Origin of the sequence: Pseudomonas sp. B6(2017), assembly GCF_002112765.1 — a bacterium.
GTDB lineage: Bacteria > Pseudomonadota > Gammaproteobacteria > Pseudomonadales > Pseudomonadaceae > Aquipseudomonas > Aquipseudomonas piscis.
In genome coordinates this window covers 345000-360998 of the sequence record NZ_NEIQ01000002.1, presented here as the reverse complement: position 1 = coordinate 360998, position 15999 = coordinate 345000, and the positions used below count along the sequence as shown (strand labels likewise).

Annotated in this window: 14 protein-coding genes; 12 read left to right on the top strand and 2 right to left on the bottom strand. The window is 62.6% G+C overall.

Features of this window, described 5'->3' with window-relative positions:
* Positions 1-119: 119 nt before the first annotated feature.
* Positions 120-410, bottom strand: coding sequence for a hypothetical protein (locus CAG11_RS04995; protein WP_085595113.1), 291 nt, complete (start codon positions 408-410; stop codon positions 120-122).
* Between the two features lie 413 nt (positions 411-823).
* On the opposite strand from CAG11_RS04995, the gene argF reads away from it, so the two are divergent.
* Positions 824-1744: an ornithine carbamoyltransferase gene (argF, locus tag CAG11_RS04990; RefSeq protein WP_031320415.1), complete on the top strand. Its 921-nt coding sequence runs from the start codon at positions 824-826 to the stop codon at positions 1742-1744.
* Entirely contained in the window at positions 1741-2850 is a 1110-nt protein-coding gene (locus CAG11_RS04985) for an ABC transporter ATP-binding protein (RefSeq protein ID WP_031320416.1), read from the top strand. The genes argF and CAG11_RS04985 overlap by 4 nt, the downstream gene beginning before the upstream one ends.
* Positions 2851-2908: 58 nt before the next feature.
* Here the strand turns inward: CAG11_RS04985 and ybaK are convergent, their stop codons facing one another.
* Positions 2909-3379 carry a Cys-tRNA(Pro) deacylase gene (gene ybaK, locus CAG11_RS04980; protein ID WP_022640623.1) on the bottom strand — a complete coding sequence of 157 codons (471 nt, stop codon included), beginning with the start codon at positions 3377-3379 and terminating at the stop codon, positions 2909-2911.
* Positions 3380-3750: 371 nt separating this feature from the next.
* On the opposite strand from ybaK, the gene CAG11_RS04975 reads away from it, so the two are divergent.
* From CAG11_RS04975 to CAG11_RS04930, 10 genes are all read left to right on the top strand, one after another.
* Complete coding sequence (locus CAG11_RS04975; RefSeq protein WP_031320417.1) at positions 3751-4599, top strand: MIP/aquaporin family protein; 849 nt, start codon at positions 3751-3753, stop codon at positions 4597-4599.
* A 76-nt stretch (positions 4600-4675) separates the two neighbouring features.
* A complete protein-coding gene (glpK, locus tag CAG11_RS04970) occupies positions 4676-6181 on the top strand; it encodes a glycerol kinase GlpK (protein ID WP_022640625.1) in 1506 nt (501 codons plus the stop codon).
* A gap of 221 nt (positions 6182-6402) precedes the next feature.
* Entirely contained in the window at positions 6403-7158 is a 756-nt protein-coding gene (locus tag CAG11_RS04965; protein ID WP_011063123.1) for a DeoR/GlpR family transcriptional regulator, read from the top strand.
* Positions 7159-7423: 265 nt separating this feature from the next.
* Complete coding sequence (glpD, locus tag CAG11_RS04960; RefSeq protein WP_085595111.1) at positions 7424-8962, top strand: glycerol-3-phosphate dehydrogenase; 1539 nt, start codon at positions 7424-7426, stop codon at positions 8960-8962.
* Between the two features lie 360 nt (positions 8963-9322).
* Positions 9323-10237 (top strand): glutamate/aspartate ABC transporter substrate-binding protein, encoded by a 915-nt coding sequence (locus CAG11_RS04955; protein ID WP_022640627.1) that lies wholly within the window; start codon positions 9323-9325, stop codon positions 10235-10237.
* A 194-nt stretch (positions 10238-10431) separates the two neighbouring features.
* On the top strand, positions 10432-11178 hold the full coding sequence (locus CAG11_RS04950) for an amino acid ABC transporter permease (protein WP_022640628.1): 747 nt from the start codon (positions 10432-10434) through the stop codon (positions 11176-11178).
* Positions 11178-11849 carry an amino acid ABC transporter permease gene (locus CAG11_RS04945; RefSeq protein WP_022640629.1) on the top strand — a complete coding sequence of 224 codons (672 nt, stop codon included), beginning with the start codon at positions 11178-11180 and terminating at the stop codon, positions 11847-11849. The genes CAG11_RS04950 and CAG11_RS04945 overlap by 1 nt, the downstream gene beginning before the upstream one ends.
* Positions 11846-12580, top strand: coding sequence for an amino acid ABC transporter ATP-binding protein (locus tag CAG11_RS04940; RefSeq protein ID WP_022640630.1), 735 nt, complete (start codon positions 11846-11848; stop codon positions 12578-12580). Before CAG11_RS04945 ends, CAG11_RS04940 begins: the two co-directional genes overlap by 4 nt.
* Positions 12581-12757: 177 nt before the next feature.
* The gene (locus tag CAG11_RS04935; protein WP_085595109.1) at positions 12758-14659 is read left to right on the top strand and encodes a sensor histidine kinase; all 1902 of its coding nucleotides are present in this window, start codon (positions 12758-12760) and stop codon (positions 14657-14659) included.
* On the top strand, positions 14656-15981 hold the full coding sequence (locus tag CAG11_RS04930; RefSeq protein ID WP_085595107.1) for a sigma-54 dependent transcriptional regulator: 1326 nt from the start codon (positions 14656-14658) through the stop codon (positions 15979-15981). The genes CAG11_RS04935 and CAG11_RS04930 overlap by 4 nt, the downstream gene beginning before the upstream one ends.
* The last annotated feature ends 18 nt before the right edge of the window (positions 15982-15999 follow it).

The window sequence follows — 15999 nt, the reverse complement described above, 5'->3', positions numbered from 1 at the left end:
TTCGACGACACCTGCGATCAGGCATCGGAAGCCAGGACTATGGCGTCAGTCCACCAGGCACGCCAGGGATGTTCGTCCCATGAATCCAAGACCATCAACCCGGGACATGCTCGCCACCCTCAGTTGGGCGGCAGCCTGGGCAGGCTGTCCATGGACACCGGCACTCTCGATTCCGCTGGTCCTTGTCCGGGATAAGTGCCCGACAACTGGGCAAGCAGGCGCCAATGTTCATCGAGGCCGGCACTGAGGGTCATCATCCGATCGATCATCTTGCGCGCCGCGTCCCGGGTCACCTGGTCATCGCTGCGCAGCAGTTCGAAGGAAAATGTGGTCACCGAGGCCGTCATGTCGGTAAGGGCCCGGGCCGTGAGCCCCAACAGCGTCATAAGTTGTTGCTCCCTGGACTCCATCGCACACGCTTCCCGGCTGCTGATCCGCCTTTATAACCCCAGCACTTTGCATTAGGAAATGTTTCAGGTTGGCGACCGAGGCTCACCTGGCCGGCAGATCCACGGCCCATGGGTCAGAAAGCGACCCCGGCCCCGCGGGCAGCGTCCCTTCGATTGCCAAGCCGTGCCGGGGCAGTGTACAAATGCCCGGCTGCTGCCTGGAAACTGATCTTGAAAATGCCGACGCGTTCGCGTTCCGGCTCCTGTGAACACCCTTGATCGCCGTAGCACTATTGGTAATACGCGACATTTAATTATAAGATCGCGCCTTCCCCATTTCGTCGCCCCGTGCGGCTTCCGCCGCAGGTCCAGCCTATTGTTCGATAAAACAAGGCCTAGAGAATCTGCGGTCCGTGGCAAAAAGGTAGTTAATGATGAGCGCAAGGCACTTTCTCTCCCTGATGGATTGCACGCCCGATGAGCTGGTCAGTGTGATCCGTCGAGGCGTCGAGCTGAAGGACCTGCGTAACCGCGGCGTACTCTTCGAGCCCTTGAAGAATCGTGTGCTGGGCATGATCTTCGAAAAGTCCTCGACCCGTACCCGCCTGTCCTTCGAAGCCGGCATGATCCAACTGGGCGGCCAGGCGATCTTCCTGTCGCCACGCGATACCCAACTGGGACGCGGCGAACCCATCAGCGATTGCGCCATCGTCATGTCGCGCATGCTCGACGCCGTGATGATCCGCACCTTCGCCCACAGCACCCTGACCGAGTTCGCGGCCAACTCCCGCGTCCCGGTGATCAACGGCCTGTCCGATGACCTGCATCCCTGCCAACTGCTGGCCGACATGCAGACCTTCCTCGAGCATCGCGGCTCGATCCAGGGCAAGACCGTGGCCTGGATCGGCGACGGCAACAACATGTGCAACAGCTATATAGAAGCGGCCATCCAGTTCGACTTCCAACTGCGCATCGCCTGCCCGGAAGGTTATGAACCCAACCCAAGGTTCGTCGCCCAGGCCGGCGAGCGCGTAACCATCGTCCGCGACCCTCGGGAAGCGGTACAGGGCGCCCATCTGGTGAGCACCGACGTCTGGACCTCCATGGGCCAGGAAGAGGAAACCGCCAAGCGCCTCGAGCTGTTCGCCCCGTTCCAGGTCAACCGGGCCCTGCTCGACCTGGCAGCACCGGATGTGGTGTTCATGCACTGCCTGCCCGCCCACCGCGGCGAAGAAATCAGCCTCGACCTGCTGGACGATCCACGTTCGGTGGCTTGGGACCAGGCGGAAAACCGCCTCCACGCACAAAAGGCCCTGCTCGAGTTCCTCGTCGAGCCGGCGTACCACCACGCATGAGCCAACCATTGCTACTGAACCTGCGCAATCTCGCCTGCGGCTACCAGGACCAGCGCGTGGTGCAGAATCTCAACCTGCACCTCAACGCCGGTGACATCGGCTGCCTGCTGGGCTCCTCCGGTTGCGGCAAGACCACCACCCTGCGGGCCATCGCCGGCTTCGAACCGGTGCACGAAGGGGAAATCCAGCTGGCCGGGGAAACCATTTCCAGCGCTGGCTTCACCCTGGCCCCGGAAAAACGCCGGATCGGCATGGTGTTCCAGGACTACGCGCTGTTCCCGCACCTATCGGTGGCGGACAACATCGCCTTCGGCATCCGCAAGCATCCGCAGAAGGACCGGGTAGTCGCCGAACTGTTGGAACTGGTCAACCTCAAGCAACTGGGCCAGCGCTTCCCCCACGAGCTGTCCGGCGGCCAGCAACAGCGGGTGGCCCTGGCCCGCGCCCTGGCTCCCGAACCGCAGTTGCTGCTGCTCGACGAACCCTTCTCCAACCTCGATGGCGAACTGCGTCGCAAGCTCAGTCATGAGGTGCGCGATATCCTCAAGACCCGCGGCACCAGCGCCATCCTGGTTACCCACGACCAGGAAGAAGCGTTCGCCGTGAGCGACCAGGTAGGGGTATTCAAGGAAGGCCGACTGGAGCAGTGGGACACACCCTACAACCTCTACCACGAGCCACAGACTCCTTACGTCGCCAGCTTCATCGGCCAGGGCTATTTCATTCGTGGCCAGTTGAGCAGCCCGGAGTCGGTGCAGACCGAACTGGGAATGCTGCAGGGCAACCGTGCCTACACCTGGCCGACCGGCGGCGCGGTGGACGTGCTGCTGCGCCCGGACGACATCGTCCACGCACCGGACAGCACCCTCAAGGCCCGGGTAGTGGGCAAGACCTTCCTCGGCGCCTCGACCCTCTATCGCCTGCAACTGCCCACCGGCAGCCAGCTGGAGTCGATCTTCCCGAGCCACGCCGACCACCAGGTCGGAGCCGATGTAGGCATCCGCGTGGCCGCCGAACACCTGGTGCTGTTCCAGGCCTCGGGCAGCACCGCCGCACAGATCGCTGCAAACGATTCGGGCGTGCGCCGCTACAGCAACGCCCACTGACGCAAAAAGCCGGCTGCCGCACAACACGGCAGCCGACCTTGCATTCACGTCTCCCGGTTCAGTCTCGCCCGATATCGGCGAACTTGGCCTGGGTATGCTCGGCCAGCACCGCTGCCGACAACTCCACCTCCAGACCACGACGACCGGCACTGACGAAGATACTGGCAAAGGGCTGTGCGCTGTTGTCGATGAAGGTACGCAAGCGCTTCTTCTGCCCCAGCGGGCTGATCCCCCCCAGCAAATAGCCGGTGGCACGCTGGGCAGCGGCCGGATCGGCCATCTCGGCTTTCTTCACCCCCGCCGCATGGGCCAGGGCCTTCAGGTCGAGACTGCCCACGACCGGCACCACCGCTACCAGCAACTCGCCCTTTTCGCTACTGGCCAGCAAGGTCTTGAACACCTGTGCCGGGTCCAGGCTGAGTTTCTCCGCCGCTTCCAGGCCGTAGGAGGCCGCCTTGGGATCGTGTTCATAACTGTGGATGCGATGTTCGGCGCGAACTTTTTTCAGCAGGTCCAGTGCAGGGGTCATGGCAGCTCCAGGGCAATGATGAAAGGCAAAACAAAGCACCCGGATTTTAGGTTATTCGCCGACAAAAGGCTCTATTCCGAGCCTTGAAAACCAACGCCCCACCACGACCGCGCGACCATCGCTGTCAGTCTTGGCACAACCCCCGCAAAGCATTCATTTGACTGATATCTATAAAATGACCACTCGTTCACTTTCGACCTTTGACAGCGGTGTTTCTTGTCTATATTTTTTCGTTTCTGAATATCATGCGGTAGATCCAAGTTGGCACCCAGCAGCAAGACGAGGCCGGAATGGGGATTCCGTCGTCGTTGGAAGTCGCGCTCCATGCCTTTTGCAGCAGCGCCAGACAACAACAAAAACCGAGGTTCACAATGACAACTGCTCTGCAACAACCATCGCTATCGGGCCAATGCATCGCCGAGTTCCTGGGTACCGCGCTATTGATCTTCTTCGGTACCGGTTGCGTCGCCGCGCTCAAGGTCGCGGGCGCCAGCTTCGGCCTGTGGGAAATCAGCATCATCTGGGGGATCGGCGTGAGCATGGCGATCTACCTGACCGCCGGTGTTTCCGGCGCACACCTGAACCCCGCCGTGAGCATCGCCCTGTGCCTGTTCGCCGACTTTGAAAAGCGCAAACTGCCGTTCTATATCCTGGCCCAGGTCGCTGGCGCCTTCTGCGCCGCCCTGTTGGTTTACACGCTGTACAGCAACCTGTTCTTCGATTTCGAACAAGCCCACCAGATGGTCCGTGGTTCCCAGGCGAGCCTGGAACTGGCCTCGGTGTTCTCCACCTTCCCCAACCCGGCCCTGAGCACCGCCCAGGCTTTCCTGGTGGAAGTGGTGATCACCGCGATCCTGATGGGCGTGATCATGTCCCTGACCGACGACAACAACGGCCTGCCGCGCGGCCCCATGGCACCGCTGCTGATCGGCCTGTTGATCGCCGTGATCGGCAGCGCCATGGGCCCGCTGACCGGCTTTGCGATGAACCCGGCGCGGGACTTTGGTCCTAAACTGATGACGTTCTTCACCGGCTGGGGTGAAATCTCCTTCACCGGTGGCCGTGATATCCCGTATTTCCTGGTGCCGATCTTCGCCCCGATCCTGGGTGCCTGCCTCGGCGCAGCAGCCTATCGCGGCCTGATTGCCCGCCACCTGCCCGATGCCGCGCCGGCTGCGCAAACCGAACCAGCCGCTGACGGCAAGGTCAAGGCTTCCTGAATCCGCTGGCGCGGGATCCTGCCCGAATCGATCCCGCGCCTGTTTCCACTCCCTTATTTCGTCCAAGGCAATCGACATGACCGACATTCAGAATAAGAACTACATCATTGCCCTCGATCAGGGTACGACCAGCTCCCGAGCCATCATTTTCGATCGCGACGCCAACGTGGTCTGCACCGCCCAGCGCGAGTTCGCCCAGCACTACCCACAAGCCGGCTGGGTCGAGCATGACCCCATGGAAATCTTCGCCACCCAGAGCGCGGTGATGGTCGAGGCCCTGGCACAAGCCGGCCTGCACCATGACCAGGTGGCCGCCATCGGTATCACCAACCAGCGTGAAACCACCGTGGTCTGGGACAAGAACACCGGTCGCCCGGTCTACAACGCCATCGTCTGGCAATGCCGGCGCAGCACCGAGATCTGCCAGCAACTCAAGCGTGACGGCCTGGAAGACTATATCCGCGAGACCACCGGCCTGGTCACCGACCCCTACTTCTCCGGCACCAAGCTCAAGTGGATCCTCGATAACGTCGAAGGCAGCCGCGAGCGCGCCCGCAACGGCGAACTGCTGTTCGGCACCATCGATAGCTGGCTGATCTGGAAATTTACCGGCGGCAAGACCCACGTCACCGACTACACCAACGCCTCGCGCACCATGCTCTTCAACATCCACACCCTGGAGTGGGACGCGAAGATGCTGGAAGTGCTGGACATCCCGCGCGAGATGCTGCCGGAAGTCAAGTCCTCCTCGGAAATCTACGGCCGTACCAAGAGCGGCATCGCCATCGGCGGTATCGCCGGCGACCAGCAAGCGGCGCTGTTCGGCCAGATGTGCGTCGAGCCGGGCCAAGCCAAGAACACCTACGGCACCGGCTGCTTCCTGCTGATGAACACCGGCGACAAGGCGGTGAAGTCCCAGCACGGCATGCTCACCACCATCGCCTGCGGCCCACGCGGCGAAGTGGCCTATGCCCTGGAAGGCGCGGTATTCAACGGCGGCTCCACCGTGCAATGGCTGCGTGACGAGCTGAAGATCATCAACGACGCCCACGACACCGAATACTTCGCCGGCAAGGTCAAGGACAGCAACGGCGTGTACCTGGTACCGGCCTTCACTGGCCTGGGCGCGCCCTACTGGGACCCCTACGCCCGTGGCGCGCTGTTCGGCCTGACCCGTGGCGTGCGCGTGGACCACATCATCCGCGCCGCCCTGGAATCCATCGCCTACCAGACCCGCGATGTACTCGACGCCATGCAACAGGACTCCGGCGAACGCCTCAAGGCCCTGCGCGTGGACGGCGGCGCCGTGGCCAACAACTTCCTCATGCAGTTCCAGGCCGACATTCTCGGCACCCAGGTGGAGCGTCCGCAAATGCGTGAAACCACCGCCCTGGGCGCCGCCTACCTGGCAGGCCTGGCATGCGGTTTCTGGGGCAGCCTGGAAGAACTGCGCGGCAAGGCCGTGATCGAGCGCGAATTCGAACCACAACTGGCCGAAGCGGAAAAAGAAGAGCTGTATGCGGGCTGGAAGAAAGCCGTCAGCCGCACCCGCGACTGGGAACCCCACGACGAGGCCAAATAAGCCAGATCCTGGACTCCATCTCCAGGCAACCTGGGCAGCCCCCATGACCTGCGGGGCTGCGCAACGAACCGGCATAGCCGCATCCACCACCTGCCGCAGGTGAGGTGTGCGGACCGGTTTTCGAGGCACGGCACTCGCCGTCACCCGGCCTGGCAACTGGTAGGGAGCGGATTCCTGCGGCATCATGGGCAAATTTTGCACGGCAGCCCAAAGGAAGCCCCATGAATCTGCCTCCCCGTCAGCAGCAAATCCTCGACCTGGTCCGCGAGCGCGGCTATGTCAGCATCGAGGAATTGGCCCAGCTGTTCGTCGTCACCCCGCAGACCATCCGCCGCGATATCAACCAGCTGGCGGAAGCCAACCTGTTGCGTCGCTACCACGGTGGCGCGGCCTATGACTCCAGCGTAGAAAACACCGCCTACGCCATGCGCGCCGACCAGATGCGCGATGAGAAACAACGCATCGGCGAAGCCGTTGCCGCCCAGATCCCCGACCATGCCTCGCTGTTCATCAACATCGGCACCACTACCGAATCCATCGCCCGCGCCCTGCTCAACCACAGCCACCTGAAGATCATCACCAACAACCTGCACGTGGCCTCGATGCTCAGTGCCAAGGATGATTTCGACGTGCTGCTGACCGGCGGCAATGTCCGGCGCGACGGCGGCGTGGTGGGCCAGGCCAGCGTCGACTTCATCAACCAGTTCAAGGTGGATTTCGCCCTGGTGGGCATCAGCGGCATCGACGAAGACGGCAGCCTGCTGGACTTCGACTACCAGGAAGTGCGGGTCTCCCAGGCGATCATCGCCAACGCCCGGCAAGTGATCCTGGCCGCCGACTCCAGCAAGTTCGGCCGCAACGCGATGATCCGCCTGGGCCCGATCAGCCTGATCGATTGCCTGGTGACCGACCAGCAACCGGTGCCGGCCCTGACCCAACTGCTCAACCAGCACAAGATCCGCCTCGAAGTGGTCTGAGACCGCCTCCCCCTCCCTGCACCGCTCGCGCATTCGAACGATATCCCGCCACCAGGCTGGATATCGTCGCGCCTGCGTGCCCGCCGCCCACCGGCACAGCAGCTACAGTTACCCCTCGGTAATGTTCGAAAACTTTCCTTTAGCGGTTTTCCGATCAGTTTTTTCAATCGAAACACGCTGGATGTACCGTTCCTTATCCGCTAATATTTTCGGAAATGAACATTAATGTTCGAATTCAAATATCAAAGCAACACGAGGCTTGCTGATGCCCACTTCTACCTTGCCCGCGCGCCCTCTCTCCGAGGTTTACGATATCGCCGTCATTGGCGGTGGGATCAATGGTGTTGGAATTGCCGCGGATGCGGCGGGTCGCGGCCTGTCCGTGTTCCTTTGTGAAAAGGACGACCTGGCCAGCCACACCTCCTCCGCCAGCAGCAAGCTGATCCACGGTGGCCTGCGCTACCTGGAGCACTACGAATTCCGCCTGGTGCGCGAGGCCCTGGCCGAACGCGAGGTGTTGCTGGCCAAGGCCCCGCACATCGTCAAGCCGATGCGTTTCGTCCTGCCGCACCGCCCTCACCTGCGCCCGGCCTGGATGATCCGCGCCGGCCTGTTCCTCTACGATCACCTGGGCAAGCGCGAGAAGCTCGCCGGCTCCCGCGGCCTGAAGTTCGGTGCCGACAGCGCACTGCAAGCGCAGATCACCCGGGGCTTCGAGTATTCCGACTGCTGGGTCGACGACGCCCGCCTGGTGGTGCTCAACGCCATGTCCGCCCGTGAACATGGCGCCCACGTGCATACCCAGACCCGCTGCGTCAGCGCCCGTCGTAGCAAGGGCCTGTGGCAACTGGACCTGGAGCGTGCCGACGGCAGCCTGTTCTCCATCACCGCCAAGGCCTTGGTGAATGCCGCCGGTCCTTGGGTCGCCAAGTTCATCAAGGACGACCTGAAGCTGGAATCGCCCTACGGCATCCGCCTGATCCAGGGCAGCCACCTGATCGTGCCCAAGCTGTACGAAGGCGAGCACGCGCATATCCTGCAGAACGAGGACCAGCGCATCGTCTTCACCATTCCCTACCTCGACCAGTTCACCCTGATCGGCACCACCGACCGCGAATACACCGGCGATCCGGCCAAGGTGGCGATCACCGAGGGGGAAACCGACTACCTGCTGCAAGTGGTCAACGCCCACTTCAAGAAACAACTGAGCCGCGACGACATCCTGCACACTTATTCCGGGGTTCGTCCGCTGTGCAACGACGAGTCCGACAACCCGTCGGCGGTCACCCGTGACTACACCCTGGCCCTGTCCGGCAATGGTGACGAGGCGCCCCTGCTGTCGGTGTTCGGCGGCAAGCTGACCACCTACCGCAAGCTGGCGGAATCGGCCATGGCCCAGCTGGCCCCTTACTTCAAGCACGCCAAGCCAAGCTGGACGGCCCAGGCCAGCCTGCCCGGCGGCGAGGACATGAGCACGCCGCAAGCCCTGGCCGAAGCCATCCGCAGCCAATACGACTGGGTGCCCAGCCAGATTGCCCGGCGCTGGGCCACCACCTACGGCAGCCGCACCTGGCGCCTGCTGGAAGGCGTGCAAGACCTGGGCGACATGGGCGAACACCTGGGCGGCGGCCTCTACAGCCGCGAAGTGGACTACCTGTGCAGCGAGGAATGGGCGCTCAAGGCCGAGGACATCCTCTGGCGCCGCAGCAAGCTGGGGCTGTTCACCACCGAACAGGAACAGCAGCAACTGCGGGAATACCTGGAAAAAGTCGAGCACAATCGCGGCAAGATCAAGGCAGCTTGAATCTCTAGCCCAACCAGCCCCTGCACCTTGTGGTCCAGGGGCTTTTTTGTACCTGTACAGCGGACATCCGCGGCACCGAAGAGCTCAAGCGAGCCGATGCCGGACGTTCGGTTTTCCGAACGCTGCTTGCAGGGTAGTTCGGTTAACCGGATAGCCTGGCTAGGCGGGTTTCGTCATGAATATTTAATTCCCTTTAAAATCAAATAGTTGATCGTTATCTACTGGTCTGGCACGACTCATGCTCTACACTGTTCGACGAATGCCTGTCGTGCCAACACAACAGGAGCCGTCAAGGCATTCGCTGTATAAAAGAGCCGTCGAACTGGCTTCATAAAAAAAACAAATGTCGAGGAAATACTGATGCGCATCGTTCCCCAGCTGTTGGGCGCAGCTATCGCTGCAGCTCTGATTAGCACTCCAGTTCTCGCTGCCGAGCTCACCGGCACACTGAAGAAAATCAAAGAGTCCGGCACCATCACCCTCGGACATCGCGACGCTTCCATTCCGTTTTCCTATATCGCTGACGCTTCCGGCGTACCGGTCGGCTACTCCCACGACATCCAGCTGAAGATCGTCGAAGCGCTCAAGAAAGACCTCGACATGCCTGACCTCAAGGTCAAGTACAACCTGGTCACCTCCCAGACCCGTATCCCGCTGGTACAGAACGGCACCGTGGACGTCGAGTGCGGCTCCACTACCAACAACGTCGAGCGCCAGCAACAGGTCGACTTCTCGGTCGGCATCTTCGAGATCGGTACCCGCCTGCTGTCCAAGAAGGACTCCACCTACAAGGACTTTGCCGACCTGAAGGGCAAGAACGTGGTAACCACCGCCGGTACCACCTCCGAGCGTATCCTCAAGGCCATGAACGCCGACAAGCAGATGGGCATGAACGTGATCTCCGCCAAGGACCACGGCGAGTCGTTCCAGATGCTGGAATCGGGCCGTGCCGTCGCCTTCATGATGGACGACGCCCTGCTGGCCGGTGAGATGGCCAAGGCCAAGAAGCCTACCGACTGGGCCGTGACCGGTACCCCCCAGTCCTACGAAATCTACGGCTGCATGGTCCGCAAGGGTGATGCCCCCTTCAAGAAAGCCGTGGACGACGCCATCGTCGCTACCTACAAATCGGGCGAAATCAACAAGATCTACGACAAGTGGTTTCAATCGCCGATCCCACCAAAAGGCCTGAACCTGATGTTCCCGATGAGCGACGAGCTCAAGGCCCTGATCGCCAATCCGACCGACAAAGCGGCTGACGACAAAAAGTCCTGATTCCTGACTAACCTTACTCCTGAGGGGCCCCTGGCCTCTTCAGGAGCCTGTCACTACCTGCTGGCACATTCTGGAAACACTCGCACCGGTGGTTGTCGAGCCGATAGCGCGTGCCTGGCCGTCCTGGCCAGAAGGGAACGGATCTCCCCAGGCGGGTGCTTGTAGTACATCGAACGATCTGAGGGGTAACCCCAATGAATTACAACTGGGACTGGGGCGTGTTCTTCAAGTCCACCGGCGTGGGCAGCGAGACCTATCTCGACTGGTTCATCTCCGGACTGGGCTGGACCATCGCCATCGCCGTGGTGGCCTGGATCATCGCACTGATACTGGGATCGATCCTGGGGGTCATGCGTACCGTACCGAACCGCCTGGTGTCGGGCATCGCCACCGTCTACGTGGAGATCTTCCGCAACGTGCCCCTGTTGGTGCAGCTGTTCATCTGGTACTTCCTGGTGCCCGACCTGCTGCCGCAGAACCTGCAGGACTGGTACAAGCAGGATCTCAACCCGACCACCTCGGCCTACCTGAGCGTCGTCGTCTGCCTGGGCCTGTTCACCGCCGCCCGGGTCTGCGAACAAGTGCGCACCGGTATCCAGGCCCTGCCCCGCGGCCAGGAGTCCGCCGCTCGCGCCCTGGGCTTCAAGCTGCCGCAGATCTACTGGAACGTGCTGCTGCCCCAGGCTTATCGGATCATCATTCCGCCGCTCACCTCGGAATTCCTCAACGTCTTCAAGAACTCCTCCGTGGCCTCGCTGATCGGCCTGATGGAGCTGTTGGCCCAGACCAAGCAGACCGCCGAGTTCTCGGCCAACCTGTTCGAAGCCTTCACCCTGGCCACCCTGATCTACTTCACCCTGAACATGAGCCTGATGCTGCTGATGCGCCTGGTGGAGAAGAAAGTCTCGGTCCCCGGCTTGATCTCCGTGGGAGGTAAATAATGGAATTCGACTTCTCGGGCATCGTCCCGGCCATTCCCGGCCTGTGGAACGGCATGCTGATGACCCTCAAGCTGATGGTCCTGGGCGTGGTCGGGGGGATCATCCTCGGCACCCTGCTGGCCCTGATGCGCCTGTCCCACAACAAGCTGCTGGCGAACATCGCCGGCGCCTACGTCAACTACTTCCGCTCGATCCCGCTGCTGCTGGTGATCACCTGGTTCTACCTGGCGGTGCCTTTCGTGCTGCGCTGGATCACCGGCGAAGACACACCGATCGGCGCGTTCACCTCGTGCATCGTGGCCTTCATGATGTTCGAAGCGGCGTACTTCTGCGAAATCGTCCGGGCCGGCGTGCAGTCGATTCCCAAGGGCCAGATGGGCGCCGCCCAGGCCCTGGGCATGACCTACGGCCAGACCATGCGCCTGATCATCCTGCCCCAGGCGTTCCGCAAGATGACTCCGCTGCTGCTGCAGCAGAGCATCATCCTGTTCCAGGACACCTCCCTGGTGTACACCGTGGGCCTGGTGGACTTCCTCAACGCCTCGCGCTCCAGCGGCGACATCATCGGCCGCTCCAATGAATTCCTGATCTTCGCCGGTCTGGTGTATTTCACAATCAGCTTCGCCGCCTCGCTGCTGGTCAAGCGTCTGCAAAAAAGGTTCGCCGTATGATCTCTATCAAAAACGTCAACAAGTGGTATGGGGACTTCCAGGTACTGACCGACTGCAGCACCGAGGTCAAGAAAGGTGAGGTGGTGGTGGTCTGCGGGCCGTCCGGTTCGGGCAAGTCGACCCTGATCAAGTGCGTCAATGCCCTGGAGCCTTTCCAGAAGGGCGACATCGTGGTCGACGGCACCTCCATCGCCGATCCCAAGACCGACCTGCCCAAGCTGCGCTCGCGGGTGGGCATGGTGTTCCAGCACTTCGAACTGTTCCCGCACCTGAGCATCACCGAGAACCTGACCATCGCCCAGATCAAGGTCCTGGGTCGCAGCAAGGAAGAGGCCACCAAGAAAGGCCTGCAATTGCTCGAGCGTGTGGGCCTGGCTGCCCACGCCCACAAGCATCCGGGCCAGCTTTCCGGCGGCCAGCAACAACGTGTGGCCATCGCCCGCGCCCTGGCCATGGACCCGATCGTCATGCTGTTCGACGAACCGACCTCGGCCCTGGACCCGGAAATGGTCAACGAAGTGCTGGATGTGATGGTGCAACTGGCCAACGAAGGCATGACCATGATGTGCGTGACCCACGAAATGGGCTTTGCCCGCAAGGTGGCGAACCGAGTGATCTTCATGGACAAGGGCCAGATCATCGAGGACTGCCAGAAGGAAGAGTTCTTCGGCGATATCAACGCCCGCTCCGAACGTGCGCAGCACTTCCTCGAGAAGATCCTGCAGCACTGAGACGGCGGCGTTCCGCCCGCCCTCGTGGCAAGGGAGCCTGCTCCCACGGGGTCGCCTGGCGACCCCCAACCTGCGAACGGATCTTGCCTGGCACAACGCACCCAGCGCTCTACGACGGCCCCCGGGCGGAGCGCGAGTGCGCCCTGTCGCCATGCTGGTTGACCCAAGGCATCTGTGATGAAATGCGACCCCACTCTCTATCGCGCCACGCCGCCATCACTCGCCGTGAAACCCCGTCTGATCCGTCATCTGTTGCTGCCGCCTTTGGTCATCGCCCTGATGGCCGCCCTGGGCTACGCCGGATTCTGGATCAGCGAGCACAACGGCATCCGCACCCTGGGTGAAAACGGCGCGCGCCAACTGGAGCTGCATGCCCGCGCCGTAGAGAGCGAGATCAGCAAGTACACCTACCTGCCCAGCCTGCTGGAACTGGAATCCAGTGTCTCGCAATTGCTGGCCGATCCTTCGCCGGAGCACCGCCAGGCGGTCAACCAGTACCTCGAAGGCTTGAACCGGCGCAGCCGCAGCCGGGCCATCTATGTCATGGACACCACCGGCCGGGTAGTGGCCACCAGCAACTGGCGCGATGTCGACAGCTACCTGGGCGAAGACCTGTCGTTCCGGGCCTACTATCAGAACGCCGTGCGCGGCTACCCCGGGCGCTTCTACGGCATCGGCAGCACCAGTGGCGAGCCCGGCTACTACCTGGCTCACGGCCTGGAGGAGCAAGGCAAGATCATCGGCGTGGCGGTGGTCAAGGTCCGCCTCGAAGCCCTGGAGGAACGCTGGCAACGGGCGCGCATGGAAGCCTTCGTCAGCGACGAGAACGGCATCATCATCCTCTCCAGCGATCCGAGCCGCCGCCTCAAGTCGGTCCGCCCCCTGAGCGACGACACCAAGGAACGCCTGGCCCGCAGCCTGCAGTACTACTGGTTCCCGCTCAACGAACTGGAACCCCTGGCCCGCGAGCGCCTGGACGAGGGCGTGGAGAAACTCACCTTCCCCGCCAATACCGAGCTGGCGGACGAAGAACAGCCCATCAGCTACCTGTCCCAGACTCGGCCCCTGAGCGACACACCGTGGAATTTCACCCTGCTGACGCCCTTGCAGGACCTGCGCCGCGAAGCCATCAACCAGGGCATCCTGGTGGCCGTGGCCTTCGCCCTGGTGGCTTTCCTGATGATCGCCTGGAACGAACGGCGCAAGGTCATCGCCACCCGCCTGGCCGCCCGCGAGGCCTTGCAGGAAGCCAACAGCCAGCTCGAACGACGGATCACCGAGCGCACCGCCGACCTGCGCGCCAGCAACGAACGGCTCAAGGCGCAGATCCGTGAGCGCCGCCAAGCCGAGGAGACCCTGCGCCGGGCCCAGGATGAGCTGGTCCAGGCCGGCAAGCTGGCAGCCATCGGCCAGATGTCCACCAGCATCGCCCACGAACTCAACCAGCCGCTGGCAGCGCTGCGCACGCTATCGGGCAACACCGTGCGCTTCCTCGAGCGCGGCGCCCTGGACACCGCCAGCGCCAACCTCAAGACCATCAATGAACTGATCGACCGCATGGGCCGCATCACCGCCAGCCTGCGCTCCTTCGCCCGTCGTGGCGACGACCAGGGCCAGGCCAGCCTGGGCAAGGCGGTGGACGCCGCCTTGCAAGTCCTCGGCGCGCGCCTGGAACCGCTGCCCCTGCAACTGCATCGCGACTTCGCCGAGCAGACCCTGCAGATCGACCAGACACGCCTGGAGCAGATCCTGGTCAACCTCATAGGCAACGCCCTGGATGCCATGCAGGCACAGCCGGCGCCGCAGCTCTGGCTCGAAGGCGAATCCGCCGACGGCAAGTACCGCCTGCGGGTACGGGACAACGGCCATGGCATCGACCCCGAGACACGCAAGCATCTGTTCGAACCCTTCTTCACCACCAAACCCGGCGAACAAGGGCTGGGACTGGGCCTGACCCTGTCCGCCAGCCTCGCCGCCGCCACCGGCGGCAGCCTGGGGGTGGAACATCCGGCAAGCGGCGGCACCGCCTTTGTCCTCAGCTTGCCCCTGGCAAGCCCTAATCGAGCCGAGCCGATATGAACCACGAGCTGACCGTGCTGATCGTCGAAGACGACCCCCATGTCCTGCTGGGTTGCCAACAGGCCCTGGCCCTGGAAGACATTCCCTGCATCGGCGTGGGCAGCGCCGAAGATGCCCTGGCCCAGGTCGGGGACAACTTTCCCGGCATCGTGGTCAGCGACATCCGCCTGCCGGGCATCGACGGCCTGGAACTGCTGACCCGCCTCAAGGCTCGCGATCGCAGCCTGCCGGTGGTCTTGATCACCGGCCATGGCGACATCTCCATGGCGGTGGGGGCGATGCAGAACGGCGCCTACGACTTCATGGAAAAACCCTTTTCCCCCGAGCGCCTGGTGGAAGTGGCTCGCCGCGCCCTGGAACAACGTGGCCTGGCCCGTGAAGTGAGTTCACTACGGCGCCAGCTGGCCGAACGCAGCTCCCTGGAGGGGCGAATCATCGGCCGCTCGCCAGCGATGCAGAACCTGCGGGAATTGATCGCCAACGTCGCCGATACCTCGGCCAACGTGCTGATCGAAGGCGAGACCGGCACCGGCAAGGAACTGGTCGCCCGATGCCTGCACGACTTCAGTCGGCGCCACCAGCAACAGTTCGTCGCCTTGAACTGCGGCGGCCTGCCGGAAAACCTGTTCGAGAGCGAAATCTTCGGCCACGAGGCAAACGCCTTCACCGGTGCCGGCAAGCGGCGCATCGGCAAGATCGAGCACGCTCACCAGGGCACGCTGTTCCTCGATGAAGTGGAAAGCATGCCCATCAACTTGCAGATCAAGCTGTTGCGGGTGCTGCAGGAGCGTACCCTGGAGCGCCTGGGCTCGAACCAGAGCGTGGCCGTGGACTGCCGGGTGATCGCCGCCACCAAGTCGGACCTCAACCAGTTGAGCCAGGCCAAGGAGTTTCGCAGCGACCTGTACTACCGCCTCAACGTAGTGACCCTGGAACTGCCGCCCCTGCGCGAGCGGCGCGAAGACATCCTGCAACTGTTCGAGCACTTCCTGCAGCAGTCGTCCCTGCGCTTCGACCGCGTGGCGCCGGAGCTGGACAACCAGACCCTGTCGAACCTGATGAGCCACGACTGGCCGGGCAACGTGCGCGAATTGCGCAACGTCGCCGAGCGCTTCGCCCTGGGCCTGCCGGCCTTCAAGAAAGCCGGCAGTGGCAGCGGCCAGGGCCTGGGCTTCGCCGAGGCGGTGGAAGCCTTCGAGCGCAACCTGTTGAACGATGCCTTGCAACGCAGCGGCGGTAACCTCAGCCAGGCCAGCCAGGAGCTGGGTATGGCCAAGACCACGCTGTTCGACAAGGTCAAGAAGTACGGCCTGAGCCACTGACCCCAAGGCGCCCTATCC

Excerpts from the sequence above, each read along its gene's own strand:
- CAG11_RS04975 (WP_031320417.1), top strand. The coding sequence starts at position 3,751 with ATGACAACTGCTCTGCAACAACCATCGCTATCGGGCCAATGCATCGCC.
- CAG11_RS04945 (WP_022640629.1), top strand. The coding sequence starts at position 11,178 with ATGGAATTCGACTTCTCGGGCATCGTCCCGGCCATTCCCGGCCTGTGG.
- CAG11_RS04935 (WP_085595109.1), top strand. The coding sequence starts at position 12,758 with ATGAAATGCGACCCCACTCTCTATCGCGCCACGCCGCCATCACTCGCC.
- CAG11_RS04985 (WP_031320416.1), top strand. The coding sequence starts at position 1,741 with ATGAGCCAACCATTGCTACTGAACCTGCGCAATCTCGCCTGCGGCTAC.
- CAG11_RS04950 (WP_022640628.1), top strand. The coding sequence starts at position 10,432 with ATGAATTACAACTGGGACTGGGGCGTGTTCTTCAAGTCCACCGGCGTG.
- CAG11_RS04940 (WP_022640630.1), top strand. The coding sequence starts at position 11,846 with ATGATCTCTATCAAAAACGTCAACAAGTGGTATGGGGACTTCCAGGTA.
- glpD (WP_085595111.1), top strand. The coding sequence starts at position 7,424 with ATGCCCACTTCTACCTTGCCCGCGCGCCCTCTCTCCGAGGTTTACGAT.
- CAG11_RS04930 (WP_085595107.1), top strand. The coding sequence starts at position 14,656 with ATGAACCACGAGCTGACCGTGCTGATCGTCGAAGACGACCCCCATGTC.
- ybaK (WP_022640623.1), bottom strand. The coding sequence starts at position 3,379 with ATGACCCCTGCACTGGACCTGCTGAAAAAAGTTCGCGCCGAACATCGC.
- CAG11_RS04965 (WP_011063123.1), top strand. The coding sequence starts at position 6,403 with ATGAATCTGCCTCCCCGTCAGCAGCAAATCCTCGACCTGGTCCGCGAG.
- CAG11_RS04995 (WP_085595113.1), bottom strand. The coding sequence starts at position 410 with ATGGAGTCCAGGGAGCAACAACTTATGACGCTGTTGGGGCTCACGGCC.
- CAG11_RS04955 (WP_022640627.1), top strand. The coding sequence starts at position 9,323 with ATGCGCATCGTTCCCCAGCTGTTGGGCGCAGCTATCGCTGCAGCTCTG.
- argF (WP_031320415.1), top strand. The coding sequence starts at position 824 with ATGAGCGCAAGGCACTTTCTCTCCCTGATGGATTGCACGCCCGATGAG.
- glpK (WP_022640625.1), top strand. The coding sequence starts at position 4,676 with ATGACCGACATTCAGAATAAGAACTACATCATTGCCCTCGATCAGGGT.